We start from the raw sequence: 19,528 nt of genomic DNA on the forward strand, positions 1-19,528 counted from the left end.
AAATTCCATGGATTGCAGATTCATCAGGCACAGGCATGTGCTCTTGCGACAAACAACACTCCATGTCTGCCGGAGGCGACCGGCGACGCGGCAATGCAGCGTGTCGAAACAAGTCGGAAGGGGGGCTGAGCGCTAGGGCGGAGTGATCGTCACAGTGGGCAGCGTAGTGTCTGGTTGATGAATATCAGCAGGGCTGATGAATAAGGGTCGCGGAGCATACCAGAAGCCCGGTCACAAAGTAACCGGGCCGGGCTATATACGATTCACCTGGTCCAGGAAGGCCGCCGGCAGGATATCGATTACCGGGCGCCTGTCTCCGCAAACCTCTGGCGCGGGCGCCTCTGGCTCGGTGGCTATGATCGCCGGCTGCTCGGACCAGTGCAGCAATTGCAGCTGGCCGTCAGCCTGTTCCACAAGCGCCGTGCAGTGTTCTACCCAGTCACCGTCGTTGCAGTACAGGCCCTCCGGGCTGCGCAGAAAACCGGCGGAGTGAATATGGCCACAGATAAAGCCGTCATAATGCCCTTTCTCCGCCGCAGTCAGTGCCGCCAGCTCGAACCGCCGGATAAAGGTACGTGCCGACCCGATGCGCCCCTTGATCCAGGCCGCCAGGGACCAGTAGGGCTTACCCTGCAGTCTACGCCAGGCATTGAACCAACGGTTCAGTCGCAGCAACAGGCCGTGGGCCCGATCTCCCACCAGCAGCATCAGCGGACTGCAACGCACCACCTGGTCAAACTGGTCGCCATGACACACCATAAAGCGCCGGCCATCTGCCGTGGTGTGCACCACCTTCTGGCGCAATTCGACGCCGGCCACCGTCTGACCGCAAAAACGTCGCAGGAATTCATCATGGTTGCCTGGCACATAGACCACCCGGGTGGCGCCGGCAGCGATCGAGAGAAGCTTCTGGATGACCGCCCCATGGGCCGGTGACAGATGCACCCGCCGCTGCATGGCAATCAGGTCGACGATATCCCCGACCAGGTACAGGGTGTCGCAATGAACCTGCTCCAGAAAGTCCAGCAGGTACTCTGCCTGACAATCCGCCGTTCCCAGGTGAACATCAGAAATAAAAACACTGCGGTAGTGTGGCATGGCCCGCCCTGTTGCTTGCCCTGTTGTGACTCAAGGCTGCCGGGACTCAGTGAAATCCCGGTGACAGTTAGCGGTCAGTTTGGTGACGCCTTCCAGGAATTGGGAAGTTTTGGAAATTTATATATGTAAAAACGGAATAGGTCAGAGCCTGTTAATTCCGTTACCTGAAATTCATAATAGGCCGCCAAGAATTCCCTGTCAGGAGAAGCCCCATGTCCCGCCTCATGTCTGTACTTTTTATTGTCTTCAGTTCGCTGGCAGTGGCCGACGACAACACACCAGCACTGGTGGACGCTGACTGGCTGGCTGCCAACCTGGAGCGCGATGACCTGGTGGTACTGGATGTGCGTTCGGGTATCGATAACGGTGGCGACCGCAGTACCTTCGAACAGGGCCACATCCCGGGTGCCGTCTACAGCAGCTATACCGGCGATGGCTGGCGCGAGAACCGTGACGGCGTTACCGGCGTTCTGCCACCGGTCCGTTCCCTGGAGCGCCTGATCAGCAGCCTGGGTATCGCTAACGACAGCACTGTCGTTGTGGCGCCAGCCGGCACCGGACCAACAGATTTCGGTAGCGCGGCCCGGGTTTACTGGACTTTCAAGGTACTGGGCCACGATGACGTCACCATTCTCAACGGTGGCTTCGCTGGCTGGAAAGCCGCCGGCCAGGAAATCGCCGAAGGCCCGGGGGAGCGCCGCGAGGTAACGCAGTTCACCGCCAAACTGCAGAATGAGCTGCTCGCCACCCTGCAAGAAGTACAGGCCGCCCGTGACAGCCAGGCCCAACTGGTAGACGCACGGCCCGAAGACTACTTCCGGGGTGAAAACCAGTCTCCTGCCGCCAGGGCCCCCGGCACCATTCCCGGCGCCCTCAACCTGCCCCACCAGTCTTTCATCGACGAACAGGACCAGGTGTTCTACCTGAACGACGCCGTGGTATCCGAGCAGGTCAACGTAGCCGAACTGGATCCGCAGGCCCGTACCATTGCCTTCTGCAACACCGGCCACTGGGCCGCCACCGACTGGTTTGTGCTGAGCGAACTGGCCGGCTTCGAGGAAGTGGCCATGTACGATGGCTCCATGGCCGAGTGGTCCCAGGACAGCGACCGGCCCATGCAGGTTGCCAAGAAAGGCCTGGGCAAGCTTCTTGATCTGTTCAACTGAGTAAACACCCATGTCGAATTCTGCAGTTCTCCAGCCTGGCATTCAGCCGGGCTGGCAGATTGACCGCTTTATCGTCTCCACGGCCATTGCCGGCTTTGCCCTGCTGGGCCTGCTGATCTGGCTGGAAACCGCCCCCTTTATGGTGGCCCTGTTTGCCATTGGTACGGTGCTGGGTATGGCCCTGTTCCATGGGGCCTTCGGCTTTACTGCCGGCTGGCGCAACCTGGTGGTAAAAAAGCGCGGAGCCGGCATGCGTGCCCAGCTGCTGTTGTTCGCGCTGTCTTCCCTGGTCATGGTGCCAATGCTCAACAGTGGCCAGCCCGGGCTGACCGGCAACATCGCACCAGTTGGCACGTCGCTGGTGGTTGGTTCCTTCCTGTTTGGTATTGGTATGCAGCTGGGCGGTGGCTGTGGCTCCGGCACCCTGTTTACGGTGGGCGCCGGCAATATCCGCATGGTCGTGACGCTGATCTTCTTTATCGCCGGCGCGGTACTGGGTTCCATTAACCTGCCCTGGTGGCTGGACCAACCCGGCTTTGATCCGGTGCCCCTCGTTAATACCTTCGGGGTCAGCGGCGCCATCCTGGTGCAATTTATCGGGCTGGGACTGATTGCCTGGTGGGTCAACCGCATCGAACGCAAGGCCCACGGCTCAGTGGAGCGGGATGAATTACTGTGGAAAGGGCAGTCTCACGGTCCCCTGAGAACCCTGGTCAGCGGCCGCTGGCCGTTCACCTGGGCCATCCTGATCCTGGCAGCCGGTAACGCCCTGACCCTGGCTATTGGCGGCGCCCCGTGGAGTGTCACCTTCGCGTTCAACGTCTGGGGCGCCAAGGCCCTGGAAGTGGTTGGTGTGAACATGTCCCAGTTTGAGTTCTGGACCTGGGATTACCCGGCCATGGCCCTGAAAGATTCGGTACTCACCAACATCCCCTCAGTGATGAACATCGGCCTGCTGCTGGGCGCCATGCTGGCGGCCGGCCTGGCCAACCGCTTCAACGAGGCCAGCCGCAACCGGCCGGAAGGTCGCCAGTTCCTGGCGGCGGTAGTGGGCGGCCTGTTGCTAGGCTACGGCGCCCGGCTGGGCTTCGGCTGCAATATCGGCGCCCTGTTCTCCGGCATTGCCTCTGCCAGCCTGCACGCCTGGATCTGGTTCGCCTGCGCCTTTGCCGGCTCGCTGATTGGCATCCGCTTGCGGCCCTGGTTCCGGCTGCCAAACTGATACGGGGGAACTGAATCATGGAACGCGCCTACAACCGTACCCGTATCCTGATCGCGCTGGGCATCATCCTGGCGCTGATCCTGGCAGATCATCTGCGCAGCCCGACCTTTGCCTTCAATTCCGGGCAGGGCAATGTGCAGACCGCCCTTAGCCAGCGGGACGAATCCGCCTGCGCACCCTGTGGTGCGCCCTGTCCGTCAACCCGGGAATAATCGCTTTCAGGACAGGGACGTCAGCGCTTCAATATCCGCAAGGATAGCAGGGGCATCAGTAACCCGGGCCAGCCAGCTCAGCGGGATTCCCTGCTCCCCGCCAACGCCGTGTATCGCCGCCATCGCTGGACCAATGATCCACGCCCGGCCGCAGGAGTCACCGCCACAGTGAATGTTGGCGCGCACGGCCTCGGAAAAGCTGCCGGCGTGCGCCAGGATATGGAAGATCACCGGCATTGCCTCATTCAGGTAGCAGGTGCGGCCAAAGGTGCCACCTGCACCTGTGGGGTCCAGCCGGTCACCGGTGCGTGCCGTCGCGAGGTCATCCTGGTGTGGGGCTTCAAAGGCCGCTGCATCCAGTGCTGCTGACATCGGCTTACCCTGGAAAAGGCCCTCAAGGAGTCTTGCTGCGCATCTTGCCCAGGCAACGGCCTCATCGTTATGGTTGGTCACCCGCACAGCCGCTTCTGTCTTCTCCAGAAGGTCATCAAGACCGCAATAACACGCCACCAGCGGTGGCAGCTTGGAGACAGCCGGCAACTGCATGTCATCGGCACCACTTTCCGGCAACAGGTAACGGTCAATGGTCTGAGCCAGGTGGACGCCTGCTTCCTGGACCTCGGGCTCGTGATAGGTCAGATCAATGGCCTTTCGGACCGGCCCTGCCAACTGTTCGCCACTGAGGCGACTCGTGTAGGGCAGCACTTTCTGGACCAGTATACGTTTTTGCTGATCCGTGAGACTGGCAGTCGTGGTGGCCCGGGCCTGTTCAATGGCCTTGCGCTCAATGGTATCCAGGTTACTCAGCGTCACACGGGTAGGGTTGTCGATATAACCCTGCCACTGGCCGCCCGGGCCGAAGAAAGCCCGGAACCGACGCTGATAGTCACGAATATCCAGGCGCCCTTCACAGGCCAGCAGGCTGTCGGTAAGCACGCCAGTCGCGGCACCATAGTGGCTGATATCGCCGGCCTTTTTCCCTTCATGGGCGAAATAACCAAAGCTGCCACGGAAGTAGTCAAGCTTCGGAGGCAGGAACTCCGGGCGTTCGCCACCAACCTCCCAAATGCGATCGCTGTCATACAGCCAGTGCAGGCCCAGACTCGCTGCATCGGCAACCCAGCCCCCGGCAAGGGCATTGATAAAGGCCGTTGATCTGCCGGCCGGCATACGCTGTTTCATGGCCCTCTCCCGCGAAAAACCGGATCCTGCTGGATAGCAAAACTGGTTTCATACGACCTTCCCGGTGTTAACCGTTCCGTTCGACGTCACCTTGCTACCACTAGACAGTACACTGTTTCTCAGCGGCTGGATCAACATCTGATCCAGCCTCAGATCCCGCCTGGTGCGAAAGTCCTCAATACCGATGGTCATGCCAAGATGGCCTTTTTCCGGCTGGTCCCGGTAGGTGCCGAACAGCCGGTCCCACCAGGGCAGGTTGAAGCCGAAGTTACTGTCGGTTTCCCGGCGGATGATTGAATGGTGGACCCGATGCATGTCCGGTGTGACGACGATCAGCCGCAACCACTTGTCGAGCCACAGGGGCAACCGGACATTACCGTGGTTGAACATGGCCGTGGCATTCAGCAGAACCTCGAAGATCAGGACGGCCAGCACAGGGGCACCCAGCAGAACGACGATGGCCACCTTGATCATCATCGACAGCACAATCTCAACCGGGTGAAAACGCAGGGCTGTGGTGACATCAAATTCCAGGTCCGCGTGATGCATCCGGTGCAGGCGCCATAGCCAGGGCACCGCATGAAATACACGGTGCTGGAAGTAGATGGCGGCGTCGAGCATCAGTACCGCGAGCACCACAGAAACCCAGGCAGGCAAGGCCACCAGGTTCAGCAAACCCCAGCCATTTTCTGACGCCATCAGCGCAGCGCCAACGGCGGCCACCGGGAACAGCACCCTAACCGCCAGCGTATCCAGCACCACGATCATCAGGTTGGCCGGCCACCGTGTCCGGCGGCCAACCGCCTGGGGGCGGCGAGCCGCAAAAACCTCCCACAGGGCCATGGTGACCAGCACCGACAGGAAAAAGCCAAACTGGATCACCGGTTCATGGGCAAGCAGGGTTTCGGTCATGGCAGTGCCTCGCCTTATTGGACCGGCAAGCCGGCGGCTTTCCACTCGGGAAAGCCTTCGTCAAAACGCCGCACCTGATAGCCCAGCGCCCGCAATTTCTTGACCGCCTCGTGGGACAGCACGCAGTAGGGACCCCGACAGTAGGCGACGATTTCCCGGTCCTTGGGCAATTCGTCGAGCATGGCTTCCAGTTGTTCCAGTGGAATATTGATGGCGTCGGGCAGGTGCCCTGACTCAAACTCGTCTTCCGGTCGCACATCCAGCAGTGCAACAGAGCCGTGCCGGAGCCCTGACAAGAGTTCTCCCCGCGAGATGGCCTCCAGGGCGCCATCGGGGTTGTCGTCGGCAAACAGCCGGCTGACCAGACGCTCCATTTCCGCCAGATTGGTTTCCGCCACGTCCCGCATCAGGCTCAGCAGGGTGACGGTTCGCTGGTCTGTCAGGCGGTAGATCATTTGCTTACCGGCCCGCCTTGCGGTCACCAGGCCCGCCCGGCGCAGATGCTGCAGGTGCGCGGAAGCATTGCCTACCGTCAGCCCGGCAGTTTCAGCCAGGGTTTCGACTGCCGCCTCCCCTTGCGCCAGTCTCTCCAGCAAGGCAAGCCGGTGGCCATTGCCCAGCGCTTTGCCAACCTGGGCGAGGGTGTCGAGCAGATCCTGTCTGATGGTCATCGTTCGTTTCTCTCCAGAGTTGCCGGGGTACCCAAACCTGGGCCGGACTTGGCAGACCGGTATATTATTTTATTCTAACGTTTATTAGAATGTTGGCAATAGCAAGGCTTGCGGTATGGTACATTTACGCGCGCCCGGCTCACTCGTGGAGAAACTTTCAGATGGCCCCTTATCACCTCGAAAAACGCAACGTCGCCATCCTGGTGGTCAGTCAGACCTTTTTCATGGTGGCTGCCATAACGGTCATGACCCTCAGCGGCGTCGTGGGGCAGCAGCTTAGCCCCGACCCCGGGCTGGCAACGCTGCCCATTGCCATCATGATGCTGGGCACCGTGGTGTCGACCTTGCCGGCCTCCTTGTACATGAAGCGGGTCGTTCGTCGTCGCGGGTTCATGACCGGTGCCAGCGTCGGCGGTGCTGCCGGTGGGTTGCTGAGCTTCACCGCCATTGCCCTGGACTCCTTCTGGCTGTTCTGCCTTGGCAGCGCTCTTCTGGGCCTTTACCAGGGATTTGCCATGTATTACCGCTTCGCGGCGGTGGACGTTGCCAGCCCGGCCTTCCGTAGCCGGGCCATTTCCTTTGTGCTGGCCGGCGGTGTGGCCGCCGCCTTTCTGGGCCCCTGGAACGCCAGCATGGCGACCGGGCTCATCGAAGCCGTGCCCTCCGGTGGCCCCTATCTGATCATCGCCATCCTGGCCCTTCTCGCCATGGGTTTGCTGAGTCAGCTGAAGGTTCCTCCCGCGGGCGAACCCCAACCCGGAGAAACCACTCGTCCCATGTCGGCCATCGCAATGCAACCACGGTTTCAGGTGGCAGTGATTGCCGGTGCCGTGGGCTACGCCGTCATGATCCTGGTGATGACAGCCACACCGCTGGCCATGCGCAGTCACGGCTTTGATATGGCACAGGTGGCCATGATCATGCAGTGGCACGTACTGGGCATGTATGTGCCCTCGTTCTTTACAGGCGGCCTGATTGCCCGGTTCGGGGTGGGTCGCATCCTGCTCACCGGCTGCCTGCTTCTGGTAGGCACCGTGTTGATCGCTACGCTGGGCGCAAGCCTGGCCCACTTCTGGTTCGCACTGGTGTTGCTGGGTGTTGGCTGGAACTTTCTGTTCATCGGTGGCAGTACACTGCTTTCGACCGTCCACGCGGAGGCCGAGCGAGGCAAGGTACAGGGGGTCAATGACCTGGCCATCTTCGTACTGGTGGCCATTGGCTCACTAATGTCCGGGTCACTGTTGCACCACCTGGGCTGGGAGACACTCAACCTCATGATGCTGGCCCCCATAGCCCTGGTAGTTCTGGCAACTGTCTGGCTACGGATGAATATGCGAATGGCGCCGGTATCCGCGGCTGCGGGGGCAGGTGAGTCATAGCCGGACGGGACCTTGTTCCTGGCGATCAACATAAAACTGCTGCCGCAGCCCACATCCAGAATCCTGTCCCCAGGCCGAAAGCCCAGGTGCTTCTGCCTCAGAGCCAGTTCGGCCTCACCGAGCCAGCGCCCTTATCGGAGGATGGCATCCATGCCAGGGCCCGGTAATCGAACCCCTGTGCAATAGTGGGCTTGATGACCTCGAAATAGGGCGAGGCATCGAAGTCCCTTGGCGCGAACAGCGAATGGTGACGAATCCGGTACAGCTCCCGCTCACACTCCCGGCACAGGGGATCATCAGAGGGCAAGGGGATCACTTCTGGCAGAATGGGGTACGGGATACGCTGAAATCCCTCGGCGATAAAGGATGAACAGATCGCCCGGGTGGGGTCACCACTGCCCAGCGCCAGCATTCTTCGCCGGTACCGGACGGGCACCGGCGGTGTTGGCAACAGGTATCGGGCAAGGTCCACAATATTCTTCAGGTCATACTGATGACCAAGTCTTTCACGGGAATACCTCGTCAACGCGTCGAGATCGTCGGGCCCCAGATCAACCGGACGACAGATTCGGGTATGGCTGTGTCGGTAAAAAGACAGTGGCAGGGCCCGGATACCGTCCTCAAGGTCCGCTTCCACCAGGGTATTGGCCTCACCGTTATCGTTGTGGCCCAGTCCTGCCGAATCTCCCAGGTACAGGGCGGCATGCGACCAGGTGGACTGGGTCAGGTACTTGATAGCCACGCTGACCCGCGTATTACCTTCCACCAGCAACACGTCTCCAGGCCTGATGGTGGCCACCAGCGCTTCCCAGGTTGAGGTTCTGACGGAAAAGTCTGCCACAGGCTTGGACAGGTAGTGGGCGAGGGCCCTGGAAATCCAGTTGAACATTGTTCCGGCTCTTCTTGTTGTTGGTAGCGACGATTCCGAGATGCGCGTCACTTTTGGGCACGCCAGCCAGGCGTTCGTTACATCAGATGATCGCGCGTTTTTCTGAACAAGTTCAACAAATTATCCCGACTTTTCGCATTTCCGGAACCAGGGTCATGAAGTGCCAGAAGTTGAGCAATTGCTCAGCTAATCGGGAACCAGGAGCTTAAAAGGCCGTCCCAGAGACTGGAGTGACTTGACGGGAACAGGTGACGGAGACGCGTTATGGCATTGCCAACGGAAAGAATCACTGACGACAGCAACCTCGTCTCCGCCCTCCAGGCGGGTGATCAGCAGGCCTTTCACCAGGCTGTCAGGGAGTTTTCTCCCGGTATGCTGGCTGTTGCCCGTTACTACCTGGACCCATCCAGTGCCGAGGATGTGGTACAGGAAACCTGGGTCAATGTGGTAGAAGCCGTCAAGAAGTTCGAAGGCCGCTCTGGTCTGAAAACCTGGCTTCACCGGATCGTTGCCAACCGTTGCAAGAACCGCCTTCGTACTGCCAATCGCGAGGTATCCAGCGAATTTGGAGAAGCGCTGGAACCGGGAATTGCCAGCCGCTTTGAATCGGGAGGTCGGTGGGCCACCCCTCCCAGGCTGCGGCTTGAGGAGCATGCTGAGTTGCTTATGGAAAACGGTGCGCTGAATGACTGCCTCGACAAACACCTGTCCGCCCTGCCTGAACAACAACGCTCTGCCGTTATGCTTTACGAAGCCCATCAGCACAAGGCAGAGGATGTCTGTAATATCCTGGACATCAGTGCGTCTAACCTCAGGGTACTGGTGCACCGTGCCCGCCAGAAAATTTACCTGATGGTGGAAGACTTCCAGGAGACCGGCGAATGCTGATGTGTCGAGATCTTGCCAGGATTGGCAGTGACTACATTGACGGGCAACTAAGTACGGCGGACAACTTCTCTGTGAAAATGCATTTGCTGATGTGCAGGCACTGTCGATCCTTCATCGGCAACCTGCGTGAGAGCGCTCAGCTGATGAAAGGCCACGCGGACTACCACCTCTACGAGGAGTATCTGCGGCGACTGGAAAGCTCAATCGATGAGGCATTGAAAGGCTGAGCTTGAGGTTGTCTCCCCGGACTCTTTGCATACATTCGTACACAGGTCCGGAGAGAGCAGGGCTTTTCCGCAGGAAGGAAAAACCGATCAGCGAAGATCCGGATTCAGTGTGTAAGTGGCCGTAACCCGCTCGCTGGCCAGTACGTGTCCTTCCATCGCCTTGCGGACAGCCTCACCATCGAACTCGCCGTCCAGGCCGAGGGTTTCCACATCCAGGGCATAGACCTCGTAGTGATAGTGGTGCACCAACTCGTCGTTCCAGGGCGGGCAGGGGCCGTCATAGCCACCGTAGGTGCCAGCCATGTCCGGGTTACCGGCCAGGAACTGGGTGAAATTGTTGACGCCGCGGATGCCAATGGGGCCAGGGCCCGCCTGCTTGCCCTTGGGGCTGACGCCATCGCTGTCCTCGCCTTCGGGAATACAGCTGGTGGTAGCGGGAATATCCACCAGCAGCCAGTGGAAGAAATCCACCCGGGGAATGTCTTTCGAGACTGTCTTGCCTTCCTGGTTGACGTCGTCTGCCACGCTGGGAACGTCGGAATCAAACATCACCACGGCAAAGCTCTTTGTACCTTCAGGCGCGTCCTGCCAGGTGACTTCCGGGTTGCGGTTGGGACCGAAGCTCATGTGGTCTTCTTCGCTGTACACACCAAACGCAAACTTCTCCGGGACCGGCTGGCCCTCGGTAATGCCGTTAAACTGAACCTTCATGGTTTGCTCCTGTTGGCTGTCACAAATACTCCCCGGTTTTAGCAGTTGCGTGGCGGACTTGTCCAGATCAGCGAACCCTGATGCAGGTCAGCGGGAAGGCCCGGAGTGACTGCGCCGGCGCCACAACAAGGGGGTCAGCGCCATCGCCAGCAATAGCACCCCCGCCGCCAGGACAGTCCATACCGGATGAACCTCCAGGGTGTGTCCCAGTCCGGCGAATACAAAGGTCATGGGCATCATGCCAATCACTGACGCCAGCAGGAATCGCAAGGCTGTGACGGAGGTAAGCCCGGCAGCATAGCTGATCAGCGCAAACGAAAATAACGGCACCAGCCGCGTAAACAGAATGCCCCAGAAAAGTGATCGCTGCGGTGCGTCAGAAGCAAAGACAGGGTGATTCGACAGCTTGCGCCGGAAGTAGTCCCTGGCGAGGATACGACTGCTCCAGAAGGCCACCATGGCGCCCAGCGACGCGCCCGTCACTGCAATCAGGGTTCCCTGAAGCATGCCAAAGGCCAGCCCCGAAGCTGCGCTGACTGGCAAGGTAGGGATGGGGCCCACTACGACAGCCAGTACCATCAGCAGAACCAGCAACAATGGTCCCCAGTGGCCTTCACCCTGCAACCAGGAGGACAGGCCTGATGGAGAGAGGGAAGCTGGTGCCCCCAACGCCTGAAGCACAACCCAGATTCCCGCCATCAACACGGTCAGCCCGGCAATGGCCAGCAATCGGATCAGCAGGGTCTGGCGTTGCAGGGGTTTCAAGATGGACACCGCTCCGGGGGAAATAAAAAAGGCGCGCTACTATACCGCAACGCGCCCGAAGGGGTTTAGTACCCTGAGTCAGAGAGCTTGCAACCCTGAGTCATCAATCGAGGATCACTCCCCATTTTTTGGACGCTCAGGGAGCCCCAGGATTACAGCAGCATCAGGAATTTTTCTTCCACTCAAACTTTTTGAATGGCTCGTCGATGGGCGTCTCGGCAATGTGGTTGACATAGTTACTCATGGTCTTCTGGGCCACACCGAGGATCACTTCCAGCACCTGCTGTTGCCCGTAGCCGGCATCATAGATAGAAGGCCTGCAAATCATCCTTCGTGACGTTACCGCGCTTGCGGACAACCGCCAGGGTAAAGTTGCGCAGCGCTTCCAGCTTTTCATCCGACAGTGGCGTTTCGTTACGCAGGGCTTCTGTGATCTCTTCCGGCACTTTCATCATGTTGGCGATGCCGGTGTGGGCGGGTACACAATAGTGGCACTCGTTCTCCACGTTGATCGCCTGCCAGACCACGGTCTGTTCGTTGGCGTTGAAGCTGGTATTGGTGAACAGGCCGTGGAGGGTCTGGTAGCCCTCCAGCAGGCCAGGTGCTTCTGCCATGACGGCGTGCAGGCCAGGAATCATGCCCATGTTCTTTTTGGAACCTTCCAGCAGGGGCTTGGCGCCTTCGGGGGCAGAGTCGACATCGTGCAAGGCAAAGTCAGTCATAGGAACCTCCGTTTTTGAATAATCGCTCAATTTCAACCTCACCCTAACTATATTTGAGTGACCATTCAAGTTATAATCGTACAAATTCTGACCGGCGGATGTTGTTCCATGCCAAGAATCGCCAAGTATGACCGGGATAAAGCCCTGGAGGATGCCGTTAGACTGTTCTGGGAGCGGGGCTATGGCGGTGCCTCAATGAAACAGATCGAGAAGGCCCTGGATATGCGGCCTGGCAGTTTGTATGCCACCTTTGGCAGCAAGGACGGTCTGTTCAGGGAAGCGTTGGCGGTGTATACAGGGCGCATGTCCAACTCCATGGGCAGAGCACTGGAAGAGTCGCCAACCATCATGGAGGGCATCTTCACTTACCTGAGATCCCTCACGGAGCAGATTACCGCCCCGGATTCTCCCGCAAGGGCCTGCCTGGTCGTGAAGACCCTCCTGGAAGTCACTTCCGACCAGCCCGAACTTCGGGACCTCGTTAACCGACGCCTCCGGGAAGTCGAAGACTACCTGGCCGAACTGTTCGAACGGGCACGGGAGCAAGGTGAGCTGAAACCGGGCGTAGACAGCCGCCGGCTCGCCCGGCTGGTCCAGGCCCAGATCATGGGACTGCGCTCGCTGGCCCAGCGGGACATCGACACAGACAGCATAAAAACCCTCACGGAAGACATCATTACCGCCCTGGGCGCCTTTACGCAGCACCCCACCACGCACTAACCTCTTGGGACACCACGGTTCAGGAGAGAGACCATGACCGACGACAAGCGACGTCGCCACTCTGCCCCGGTGGTTGATGGCCTGGGCAAGTCCGCCAGCCGCGCCATGCTGCGGGCGGTGGGCTTTACCGACGAGGATTTCCGCAAGCCCCAGGTGGGCATCGCCTCCACCTGGAGCAACCTCACCCCCTGCAACATGCACATCGACGGCCTGGCGCGGGAAGCCGCCAAGGGCGCCGACCAGTCCGGCGGCAAGAGTCTGATTTTCAATACCATTACGGTGTCCGACGGCATCGCCAACGGTACCGAGGGCATGAAATATTCCCTGGTGTCCCGGGAAGTCATCGCCGACTCCATCGAGACCGTTGCCGGCTGCGAGGGCTTTGATGGCCTGGTGGCAATCGGTGGATGCGACAAAAACATGCCCGGCTGCATGATGGGCCTGGCCCGGCTGGACCGGCCGTCGGTGTTTGTCTACGGCGGTACCATCCAGCCCGGGGAGAATCACACCGACATCATCTCCGTATTCGAGGCGGTAGGCGCCCATGCCCAGGGCAACATGGACCTGATCGAGGTTAAACAGATCGAGGAAACCGCCATTCCGGGACCCGGTTCCTGTGGTGGTATGTACACCGCCAACACCATGGCTTCGGCTATCGAGGCCATGGGCATGAGCCTGCCGGGCAGCTCGGCCCAGAATGCGGTGTCTGACACCAAGCTGGCGGATTGCGAAGCCGCGGGCGCCGCAGTGCTGAAGTTGCTGGAGGAGGACATCAAGCCCTCCGATATCATGACCCGCAAGGCCTTCGAGAACGCCATTACCGTCGTCATCGCCCTGGGCGGGTCCACCAATGCGGTGCTGCACCTGCTGGGCATGGCCAGCACCATTGGCGTGGAGCTGAGCCTGGACGATTTCGTGCAAATCGGTAAAAAGGTGCCGGTACTGGCAGACCTGCGGCCGTCTGGTCACTACATGATGTCAGAGCTGGTAGCCATTGGCGGTATCCAGCCGCTGATGAAGATGCTGCTGGACCGGGGCCTGCTGCACGGCGACTGCCTGACAGTGACCGGCAAGACCCTGGCCGAGAACCTGGCCGGCGTGGAACCCTACCCGGAAGGCCAGGACATCATCCATGCCTTCGATAACCCCATCAAGGCGGACAGCCATTTGCGGATTCTCTTCGGTAATCTGGCCCCAACGGGTTCGGTCGCCAAGATTACCGGCAAGGAAGGCACTCACTTCACCGGCACGGCCAAGGTGTTCCACTCGGAGGAAGAGGCCCAGGAACGTATCCTGGACGGCTCAGTAGTTGCCGGTGATGTGCTGGTCATCCGTTACGAGGGACCCAAGGGCGGCCCCGGTATGCGGGAGATGCTCAGCCCCACCTCGGCCATCATGGGCCGCGGCCTGGGCAGTGACGTGGCACTGATCACCGACGGCCGCTTCTCCGGTGGCAGCCACGGCTTTGTCGTGGGTCATATTACTCCGGAAGCCGCCGAGGGCGGTCCCATCGCGCTGGTGGAGAACGGTGATACCATTACCATCGACGCCGTGAGTAACACCATAGAACTGGCCGTGTCTGAGGAAGAGCTGGAGAGACGCCGCAAGGCGTGGCAGCCCCCGGCCCCCAGGGTAGCCCGTGGGGTGCTGGCCAAGTATGCCCGCACCGTCAGTTCCGCTTCAACCGGCGCAGTTACCGACCTGCCCTGACAAATAGAGAGATACGCCGGGCCTGCGAAACAACGGCCCGGCAGCAAGCTCCACTGGCTCCAAAGAGCCCCGTAAATCAGACTAACTGCCTGCCAGTGATGAGAGGCAGGCGTCCTGCTATCGGTCACCCGCCCGGGTAACGAAAGGACGCCTGCCTGTCCTCACTTACAGGAACACTTTCTATGGAACACAAACACCATATCGTGGTGGTTGGCGGTGGTGCCGGCGGCCTGGAACTGGTTACCCGCCTGGGCAACAGGCTTGGGCGCAAGGGCAAGGCCCGTATCACCCTGGTGGACGCCGGTCTGACCCATGTCTGGAAACCCCTGCTGCACGAAGTCGCTTCCGGCTCGCTGGATGCCAGTGCAAACGAGATCAACTACCGGGCACATGCCCGCAAACACCACTACGAGTTCCAGCTGGGCCGCATGACTGGCCTGGACCGGCAGGATCATCGGATCGTCATTGCGCCGTTCCATGACAGCGAAGGCAATGAAGTCGTGCCGGAGCGTCACATCCGGTACGACACCCTGGTGCTTGCCGTGGGCAGTACGGCGAATGACTTCGGCACCCCCGGCGCCCAGGACCACTGCCTGTTCCTGGACAGCCTGCCCCAGGCCCGGCGCTTCCATAACCTGATGCTTAACGCCTTCCTGCGCAAGAACCACTATGCGAAGGAGGGCCATGATCACCAGTTGCCCATCACCATCATCGGCGCCGGGGCTACTGGCGTGGAGCTCGCCGCCGAGCTGCGCCTTGCATCCCGTGAATTACCGGTCTATGGCATGAACCATCTCAGCCCCGGAGATATCCGTGTGTCGGTTATCGAAGCCGCGGACCGCATCCTGCCTGCGCTACCCGCCCGGCTTTCACTGGCTGCCACCCGTGAACTGCAGAATCAGGATGTACAGGTGCTCACTGGTCAGCCGGTGGCAGAAGTACGGAAGAATGTGGTGGTAATGAAAGATGGTACCGAAATCCCTTCCGAAATGACCATCTGGGCCGCCGGCATCAAGGCGCCGGAATGGCTGGGCCGGCTGGACGTGGAAACGACCCGGGGTAACCAGGTCGCCGTCAAGCAGACCCTGCAGTCCGTCACCGATCCGGATATCTTTGCCTTTGGCGACTGCGCGGCCTGCCCGCAACCAGGTTCCGACCGACCGGTACCACCTCGGGCCCAGGCCGCCCACCAGCAGGCCGACACCCTGTTCAAGACACTGCGTCATCGCCTGGATGGTGGCGAGCCAGTACCGTTTGTCTACCACGACCATGGCTCACTGATTAACTTCAGCCGCTACACCACGGTGGGCAACCTGATGGGCAATCTCTCCGGGCGTTCCATGTACGTGGAAGGCAAAGTAGCCCGGCTGTTCTATGCGTCTCTCTACCGGATGCACCAGAATGCCCTGCACGGGCCAGTCCGCACTGCCATCATATGGGCCATGGACCGGGTCAGCCGGGCCATGCAGCCGAGGTTGAAGCTGCACTGATTTCCAACCAGTGCTACACCAGTTTAAGAGAAGGTCCGACCAGGTGGGGTGTGTGAAATTCTGGAGCGGGTGAAGGGAATCGAACCCTCGTCTTAAGCTTGGGAAGCTTCTGCTCTACCATTGAGCTACACCCGCGTTGGCCTCAATATAGGCCTGCATGTGAAAACAGGCAATACCCACCGGCATTCATCCCTGTGGCACCTGTTGTGACGCGAAAGGTACCCGGGGTTTTCGGGACAGCTGTTATTGATCGTATAACCTGAACGGAGAGTGCATGGATCCCTACCTCATATTGATCGGCGCCGCCATGCTCGTAATGAGCATACTGCTCAGCCCGCTCTCCAGCCGGGTGGGCATGCCGGTGCTGCTGATCTTCCTTGGGGTGGGGATGTTGATGGGCGAGGACGGGGCTGGTGGTATCCGCTTCGATGATTTCGAGCTGGCCTTTGTCATCGGCAACCTCGCCCTGGCGGTGATCCTGCTTGATGGCGGTATGCGCACCCGGGCTGAAACCTTCCGGGTGGGACTCAAGCCTGCCCTGTTGTTGGCGACAGTCGGTGTGTTCATCACCGCTGTGCTCGCCGGGCTCTGTGCCTGGCTGGTTTTTGACCTGCACTGGATGGTCGCCCTGCTGATTGGCGCCATCATCTCTTCCACAGATGCAGCGGCGGTTTTCTCGCTGCTACAGGGGCACGGCCTCCACCTTAACGAGCGGGTCAGTGCCACGCTGGAGATCGAGTCCGGCAGTAACGACCCCATGGCCATCTTCCTGACCCTGATGCTGGTCAGCATGCTTAGTGCCGGGGGGGCATCGTCGTTGGCCGATGGGCTGGTGATGCTGGTGAGCCAGTTCGGCATCGGCTCGATCACGGGTATTCTGGGCGGCTTCCTGATCGTTGAACTGGCCAACCGTGTACGCCTCACGGCGGCCCTTTACCCTCTGATGGTTGGTGCAGCAGGCCTGTGTGTATTTGCCGGTACCAATATCCTGGGAGGCAGCGGCTTCCTGGCCATCTACCTGGCCGGCGTGATCGTGGGTAACCGACCAGTGCGGATGATGCCCATGATTCTCCAGGTTCATGACGGCCTGGCCTGGCTCGCCCAGCTCTGCCTCTTCCTGATGCTGGGGCTGCTGGTAAGCCCATCGGACTTGCTGCCACTGATCGGGGGTGGCCTGGTCCTTGCCCTGACGCTGATCTTCGTGATCCGGCCACTGGCCGTTTTCAGTACGTTATGGCCCTTCGGCTTCAACCGACGGGAACTGCTGTTCATCAGTTGGGTCGGCTTGCGCGGAGCGGTACCCATCGTTCTGGCGCTATTCCCGATTATGGCGGGACTGCCGGAAGCCCGGGATATCTTCCATTTCGCATTCTTTATCGTGCTGGTATCGCTGGTAGTACAGGGCAGCACGCTGGCCCCACTGGCCCGCAAACTCAAGCTGGAGGTGCCCGCAACCGGCGAGCCATACCGCCGGTTGCCTCTGGATGTTCCCGCCGCCGGTAATCACGAGTTGATGCTGTTTCCATTACGGGGCGACCAGTGGAATGATCCCCGCCCCCTGGGGCAACTACAGCTGCCTGACAACACCTCGATTGCTGGCGTCTTCCGCAACCGACAGTGCCTCGCCCCGAGCCCCGACCTGGTTATCTCGAAAGGTGACGTGGTCGCCGTATTCGCTGTGTCCGGCGCCCTGTCGGAACTGGGCAAATCCCTGTCGGGCAAGCAGGCGCCGCGTCACCTTGCTGAACGCGCCTTCTTCGGCGACTTCGTACTCAATGGTGATGCCCTGTTGGGGGATGTGGAGCAGGTCTATGGTATTGAATTCGACGAGCTGCCCCCGGAACTCTCCCTCGCAGAGTGTTTTGCAAAGCGCACCAAGGGCCACCCTGTTGTCGGTGACAAGGTCACCCTGGGGCCGGTCGTACTGGTCGCCCGGGCAACGGAGTCAGACCGGGTCACCAAGGTGGGCCTGAAGATGACCGACTCCTGAACCGGGAAATAGACTGCGGGTCATTGAAACCTTCTGTGACATATGCCCACAAATGTTACCTACGCGTAACCTCAACAATGTGCTATAAAGTGGCGAAATTATGATCATTTCAATCAACACCTGACGGACCATGATGGATACACTGACTATGTTGCGCAGCTACCTGACAACAGCGTTGCTCGCTACACTGGCACTGCTTGCCACAACGACCCAGGGGGCGGAATTACGGACGCTGGCCATGGCAGAGCCCCAACCGGCCATCAGCAAGATCGGCACGGTCAGTGAAGTCGTAGTACGAAAGGCAGAGCGGCGCCTGTACCTGCTGTCCGGCGAGCGGGTGGTTCGCGACTACCGGATTTCCCTCGGCAAGACGCCGGAAGGCCACAAGCTCTACGAGGGCGACAGCCGGACACCCGAAGGCGACTACACCCTCGACTTCCGCAATCCCAACAGCGACTTCTATAAGTCGATCCGTGTTTCCTATCCCAGTCCCAGGGACCGGAAACTGGCCGAAGCCTGGGGCCTGCGCCCCGGCGGCAACATCATGATCCACGGCCTGCCCAATGACGTGGGCGATATGGCCTTCGCCTATAAGGGGCTGGACTGGACCGATGGCTGCATCGCGGTCAACAACGAAGAAATGGATGAGATCTGGCAACTGGTAGAGGTGGGCACGCCCATCCGGATTCTGCCCTGAAATCGGCCGAAAAACCCAGATATTCAAAAAGTTCCTGACAACAGACTTACGTTTATGTAATTACCTAAGAATTTTTACGTATCCCGAGTTAACATTTTTATCGGGAGTGTTTTACACTGTCATTGAATCCGGCGGTAAGCCGTCGGACCCGATTTAACAGGATGTTATTTATTCAGAACTTCTGCACCACAGGAAGTATAACGACCAATAAGGGGATTCTAGACATGCGTAAGTTGACGATCGCAGGGTTTGCACTGGCCACCGCACTGACTGCTGGCTGTGCCACTACTGACCAGGCTGCCATTGATGAGGCAAATGCAACTGCAAGCTCTGCTGAGCAGACTGCAAGCAACGCCCTGAGCACTGCCAACAACGCTGACCGCAAGGCCAACACTGCCCTGCGTCGCGCCGAGCAGGCCCTGGCAGAAGCCAAGGAAGCCAAGCAAGCTGCAGACGAAGCCAACGAGCGCGCTGCTCGCATGCTTCAGCGTTCCAGCCAGAAGTAAGGCCGGATAGCTTCGTTGAAAAAGGCCGGCGATTGGAGGCTGTGTGAAAACAGCCTCCCAAGCTGGCAAAATAACCGCGACATGGCTCGCGGTTATTTTTTATGAGACATCTGGAAGGCACTCCCCGAAGTCAGACGCTTCTGCTTCCGCCCAGCGTCGAAGATTACGTCCCCGAAGATCACCCGGTTCGCGTCATTGATGCCTTTGTGGATTCACTGAACCTGTCTGAGATGGGTTTCAGGAAAGCGCAGACGGCTCACACAGGCCGACGCCCTTATCATCCCGGCGATCTGCTCAAGCTATACATATACGCCTACCTCAATCAGACCAGCAGCACCCGACGGCTGGAAAAAGAATGTCATCGCAACCTG

The 19,528-nt window shown here is 59.7% G+C and carries 20 protein-coding genes, 1 tRNA gene and 1 pseudogene; 13 read left to right on the forward strand and 9 right to left on the reverse strand.

Going from position 1 to position 19,528, the window contains the following annotated elements; translation table 11 throughout:
* Positions 1-252: 252 nt before the first annotated feature.
* The gene (locus BM036_RS11025; protein ID WP_091851780.1) at positions 253-1,098 is read right to left on the reverse strand and encodes a UDP-2,3-diacylglucosamine diphosphatase; all 846 of its coding nucleotides are present in this window, start codon (positions 1,096-1,098) and stop codon (positions 253-255) included.
* Positions 1,099-1,310: 212 nt separating this feature from the next.
* On the opposite strand from BM036_RS11025, the gene BM036_RS11030 reads away from it, so the two are divergent.
* From BM036_RS11030 to BM036_RS11040, 3 genes are read left to right on the forward strand one after another with little or no spacing between them, the layout of a single operon-like run.
* Positions 1,311-2,264 carry a sulfurtransferase gene (locus BM036_RS11030; protein ID WP_091851783.1) on the forward strand — a complete coding sequence of 318 codons (954 nt, stop codon included), beginning with the start codon at positions 1,311-1,313 and terminating at the stop codon, positions 2,262-2,264.
* Between the two features lie 10 nt (positions 2,265-2,274).
* Positions 2,275-3,486 carry a YeeE/YedE family protein gene (locus BM036_RS11035; RefSeq protein ID WP_091851785.1) on the forward strand — a complete coding sequence of 404 codons (1,212 nt, stop codon included), beginning with the start codon at positions 2,275-2,277 and terminating at the stop codon, positions 3,484-3,486.
* 17 nt (positions 3,487-3,503) lie between these two features.
* Complete coding sequence (locus BM036_RS11040; protein WP_091851788.1) at positions 3,504-3,698, forward strand: hypothetical protein; 195 nt, start codon at positions 3,504-3,506, stop codon at positions 3,696-3,698.
* Between the two features lie 6 nt (positions 3,699-3,704).
* Here BM036_RS11040 and BM036_RS11045 read toward each other — a convergent pair whose 3' ends face one another.
* The 3 genes from BM036_RS11045 to BM036_RS11055 are packed head-to-tail and all read right to left on the reverse strand — an operon-like array spanning position 3,705 to position 6,463.
* Positions 3,705-4,880, reverse strand: coding sequence for an ADP-ribosylglycohydrolase family protein (locus BM036_RS11045; RefSeq protein WP_091851791.1), 1,176 nt, complete (start codon positions 4,878-4,880; stop codon positions 3,705-3,707).
* 48 nt (positions 4,881-4,928) lie between these two features.
* A complete protein-coding gene (locus BM036_RS11050; protein ID WP_091851793.1) occupies positions 4,929-5,792 on the reverse strand; it encodes a sterol desaturase family protein in 864 nt (287 codons plus the stop codon).
* 14 nt (positions 5,793-5,806) lie between these two features.
* Complete coding sequence (locus BM036_RS11055) at positions 5,807-6,463, reverse strand: ArsR/SmtB family transcription factor (protein WP_091851796.1); 657 nt, start codon at positions 6,461-6,463, stop codon at positions 5,807-5,809.
* Between the two features lie 161 nt (positions 6,464-6,624).
* Here BM036_RS11055 and BM036_RS11060 point away from each other — a divergent pair, with 161 nt between their 5' ends.
* Positions 6,625-7,842 (forward strand): MFS transporter, encoded by a 1,218-nt coding sequence (locus BM036_RS11060; protein WP_091851799.1) that lies wholly within the window; start codon positions 6,625-6,627, stop codon positions 7,840-7,842.
* A 97-nt stretch (positions 7,843-7,939) separates the two neighbouring features.
* On the opposite strand, the gene BM036_RS11065 is transcribed toward BM036_RS11060, so the two are convergent.
* Positions 7,940-8,731 (reverse strand): C40 family peptidase, encoded by a 792-nt coding sequence (locus tag BM036_RS11065; protein ID WP_091851803.1) that lies wholly within the window; start codon positions 8,729-8,731, stop codon positions 7,940-7,942.
* 264 nt (positions 8,732-8,995) lie between these two features.
* On the opposite strand from BM036_RS11065, the gene BM036_RS11070 reads away from it, so the two are divergent.
* Positions 8,996-9,619, forward strand: a complete 624-nt coding sequence (locus tag BM036_RS11070) for an RNA polymerase sigma factor (protein ID WP_091851806.1) — start codon at positions 8,996-8,998, stop codon at positions 9,617-9,619.
* The gene (locus BM036_RS11075) at positions 9,613-9,846 is read left to right on the forward strand and encodes an anti-sigma factor family protein (protein ID WP_091851809.1); all 234 of its coding nucleotides are present in this window, start codon (positions 9,613-9,615) and stop codon (positions 9,844-9,846) included. Before BM036_RS11070 ends, BM036_RS11075 begins: the two co-directional genes overlap by 7 nt.
* A gap of 87 nt (positions 9,847-9,933) precedes the next feature.
* Here BM036_RS11075 and BM036_RS11080 read toward each other — a convergent pair whose 3' ends face one another.
* The 3 genes and pseudogenes from BM036_RS11080 to BM036_RS11090 form a co-directional block, all read right to left on the reverse strand.
* Positions 9,934-10,557, reverse strand: a complete 624-nt coding sequence (locus BM036_RS11080; RefSeq protein WP_091851812.1) for a YbhB/YbcL family Raf kinase inhibitor-like protein — start codon at positions 10,555-10,557, stop codon at positions 9,934-9,936.
* Between the two features lie 87 nt (positions 10,558-10,644).
* Positions 10,645-11,322 (reverse strand): TVP38/TMEM64 family protein, encoded by a 678-nt coding sequence (locus BM036_RS11085; protein WP_245742582.1) that lies wholly within the window; start codon positions 11,320-11,322, stop codon positions 10,645-10,647.
* A 163-nt stretch (positions 11,323-11,485) separates the two neighbouring features.
* Positions 11,486-12,044: pseudogene (locus BM036_RS11090) on the reverse strand (carboxymuconolactone decarboxylase family protein).
* Between the two features lie 108 nt (positions 12,045-12,152).
* On the opposite strand from BM036_RS11090, the gene BM036_RS11095 reads away from it, so the two are divergent.
* The 3 genes from BM036_RS11095 (at position 12,153) to BM036_RS11105 (ending at position 15,964) form a co-directional block, all read left to right on the forward strand.
* Positions 12,153-12,764 (forward strand): TetR/AcrR family transcriptional regulator, encoded by a 612-nt coding sequence (locus BM036_RS11095; protein ID WP_091851814.1) that lies wholly within the window; start codon positions 12,153-12,155, stop codon positions 12,762-12,764.
* Between the two features lie 33 nt (positions 12,765-12,797).
* Complete coding sequence (gene ilvD, locus BM036_RS11100) at positions 12,798-14,474, forward strand: dihydroxy-acid dehydratase (RefSeq protein WP_091851817.1); 1,677 nt, start codon at positions 12,798-12,800, stop codon at positions 14,472-14,474.
* Between the two features lie 182 nt (positions 14,475-14,656).
* The gene (locus BM036_RS11105) at positions 14,657-15,964 is read left to right on the forward strand and encodes an NAD(P)/FAD-dependent oxidoreductase (RefSeq protein WP_091851820.1); all 1,308 of its coding nucleotides are present in this window, start codon (positions 14,657-14,659) and stop codon (positions 15,962-15,964) included.
* 61 nt (positions 15,965-16,025) lie between these two features.
* Here BM036_RS11105 and BM036_RS11110 read toward each other — a convergent pair.
* Positions 16,026-16,099, reverse strand: a tRNA-Gly gene (locus BM036_RS11110).
* Between the two features lie 139 nt (positions 16,100-16,238).
* Between BM036_RS11110 and BM036_RS11115 the strand changes: the two genes are divergently transcribed.
* From BM036_RS11115 to BM036_RS11130, 4 genes are all read left to right on the forward strand, one after another.
* Positions 16,239-17,954 carry a potassium/proton antiporter gene (locus BM036_RS11115; protein ID WP_091851822.1) on the forward strand — a complete coding sequence of 572 codons (1,716 nt, stop codon included), beginning with the start codon at positions 16,239-16,241 and terminating at the stop codon, positions 17,952-17,954.
* Between the two features lie 238 nt (positions 17,955-18,192).
* Positions 18,193-18,651: a L,D-transpeptidase family protein gene (locus BM036_RS11120; protein WP_413774441.1), complete on the forward strand. Its 459-nt coding sequence runs from the start codon at positions 18,193-18,195 to the stop codon at positions 18,649-18,651.
* 224 nt (positions 18,652-18,875) lie between these two features.
* Positions 18,876-19,157 (forward strand): Lpp/OprI family alanine-zipper lipoprotein, encoded by a 282-nt coding sequence (locus BM036_RS11125; protein WP_091851828.1) that lies wholly within the window; start codon positions 18,876-18,878, stop codon positions 19,155-19,157.
* 101 nt (positions 19,158-19,258) lie between these two features.
* On the forward strand, positions 19,259-19,528 hold a 270-nt coding region (locus BM036_RS11130; RefSeq protein WP_143066597.1), incomplete at its 3' end, for a transposase.

The sequence above is a fragment of the Marinobacter segnicrescens genome, assembly GCF_900111555.1.
Lineage (GTDB): Bacteria > Pseudomonadota > Gammaproteobacteria > Pseudomonadales > Oleiphilaceae > Marinobacter > Marinobacter segnicrescens.

Bases quoted from the DNA above. Each gene is read 5' to 3' on its own strand.
- BM036_RS11060 (WP_091851799.1), top strand. From the start codon at position 6,625: ATGGCCCCTTATCACCTCGAAAAACGCAACGTCGCCATCCTGGTGGTC.
- BM036_RS11105 (WP_091851820.1), top strand. From the start codon at position 14,657: ATGGAACACAAACACCATATCGTGGTGGTTGGCGGTGGTGCCGGCGGC.
- BM036_RS11050 (WP_091851793.1), bottom strand. From the start codon at position 5,792: ATGACCGAAACCCTGCTTGCCCATGAACCGGTGATCCAGTTTGGCTTT.
- BM036_RS11045 (WP_091851791.1), bottom strand. From the start codon at position 4,880: ATGAAACAGCGTATGCCGGCCGGCAGATCAACGGCCTTTATCAATGCC.
- BM036_RS11055 (WP_091851796.1), bottom strand. From the start codon at position 6,463: ATGACCATCAGACAGGATCTGCTCGACACCCTCGCCCAGGTTGGCAAA.
- BM036_RS11035 (WP_091851785.1), top strand. From the start codon at position 2,275: ATGTCGAATTCTGCAGTTCTCCAGCCTGGCATTCAGCCGGGCTGGCAG.
- BM036_RS11095 (WP_091851814.1), top strand. From the start codon at position 12,153: ATGCCAAGAATCGCCAAGTATGACCGGGATAAAGCCCTGGAGGATGCC.
- BM036_RS11115 (WP_091851822.1), top strand. From the start codon at position 16,239: ATGGATCCCTACCTCATATTGATCGGCGCCGCCATGCTCGTAATGAGC.
- BM036_RS11075 (WP_091851809.1), top strand. From the start codon at position 9,613: ATGCTGATGTGTCGAGATCTTGCCAGGATTGGCAGTGACTACATTGAC.
- BM036_RS11065 (WP_091851803.1), bottom strand. From the start codon at position 8,731: ATGTTCAACTGGATTTCCAGGGCCCTCGCCCACTACCTGTCCAAGCCT.
- BM036_RS11030 (WP_091851783.1), top strand. From the start codon at position 1,311: ATGTCCCGCCTCATGTCTGTACTTTTTATTGTCTTCAGTTCGCTGGCA.
- BM036_RS11125 (WP_091851828.1), top strand. From the start codon at position 18,876: ATGCGTAAGTTGACGATCGCAGGGTTTGCACTGGCCACCGCACTGACT.
- BM036_RS11120 (WP_413774441.1), top strand. From the start codon at position 18,193: ATGGCAGAGCCCCAACCGGCCATCAGCAAGATCGGCACGGTCAGTGAA.
- ilvD (WP_091851817.1), top strand. From the start codon at position 12,798: ATGACCGACGACAAGCGACGTCGCCACTCTGCCCCGGTGGTTGATGGC.
- BM036_RS11080 (WP_091851812.1), bottom strand. From the start codon at position 10,557: ATGAAGGTTCAGTTTAACGGCATTACCGAGGGCCAGCCGGTCCCGGAG.
- BM036_RS11025 (WP_091851780.1), bottom strand. From the start codon at position 1,098: ATGCCACACTACCGCAGTGTTTTTATTTCTGATGTTCACCTGGGAACG.
- BM036_RS11040 (WP_091851788.1), top strand. From the start codon at position 3,504: ATGGAACGCGCCTACAACCGTACCCGTATCCTGATCGCGCTGGGCATC.
- BM036_RS11070 (WP_091851806.1), top strand. From the start codon at position 8,996: ATGGCATTGCCAACGGAAAGAATCACTGACGACAGCAACCTCGTCTCC.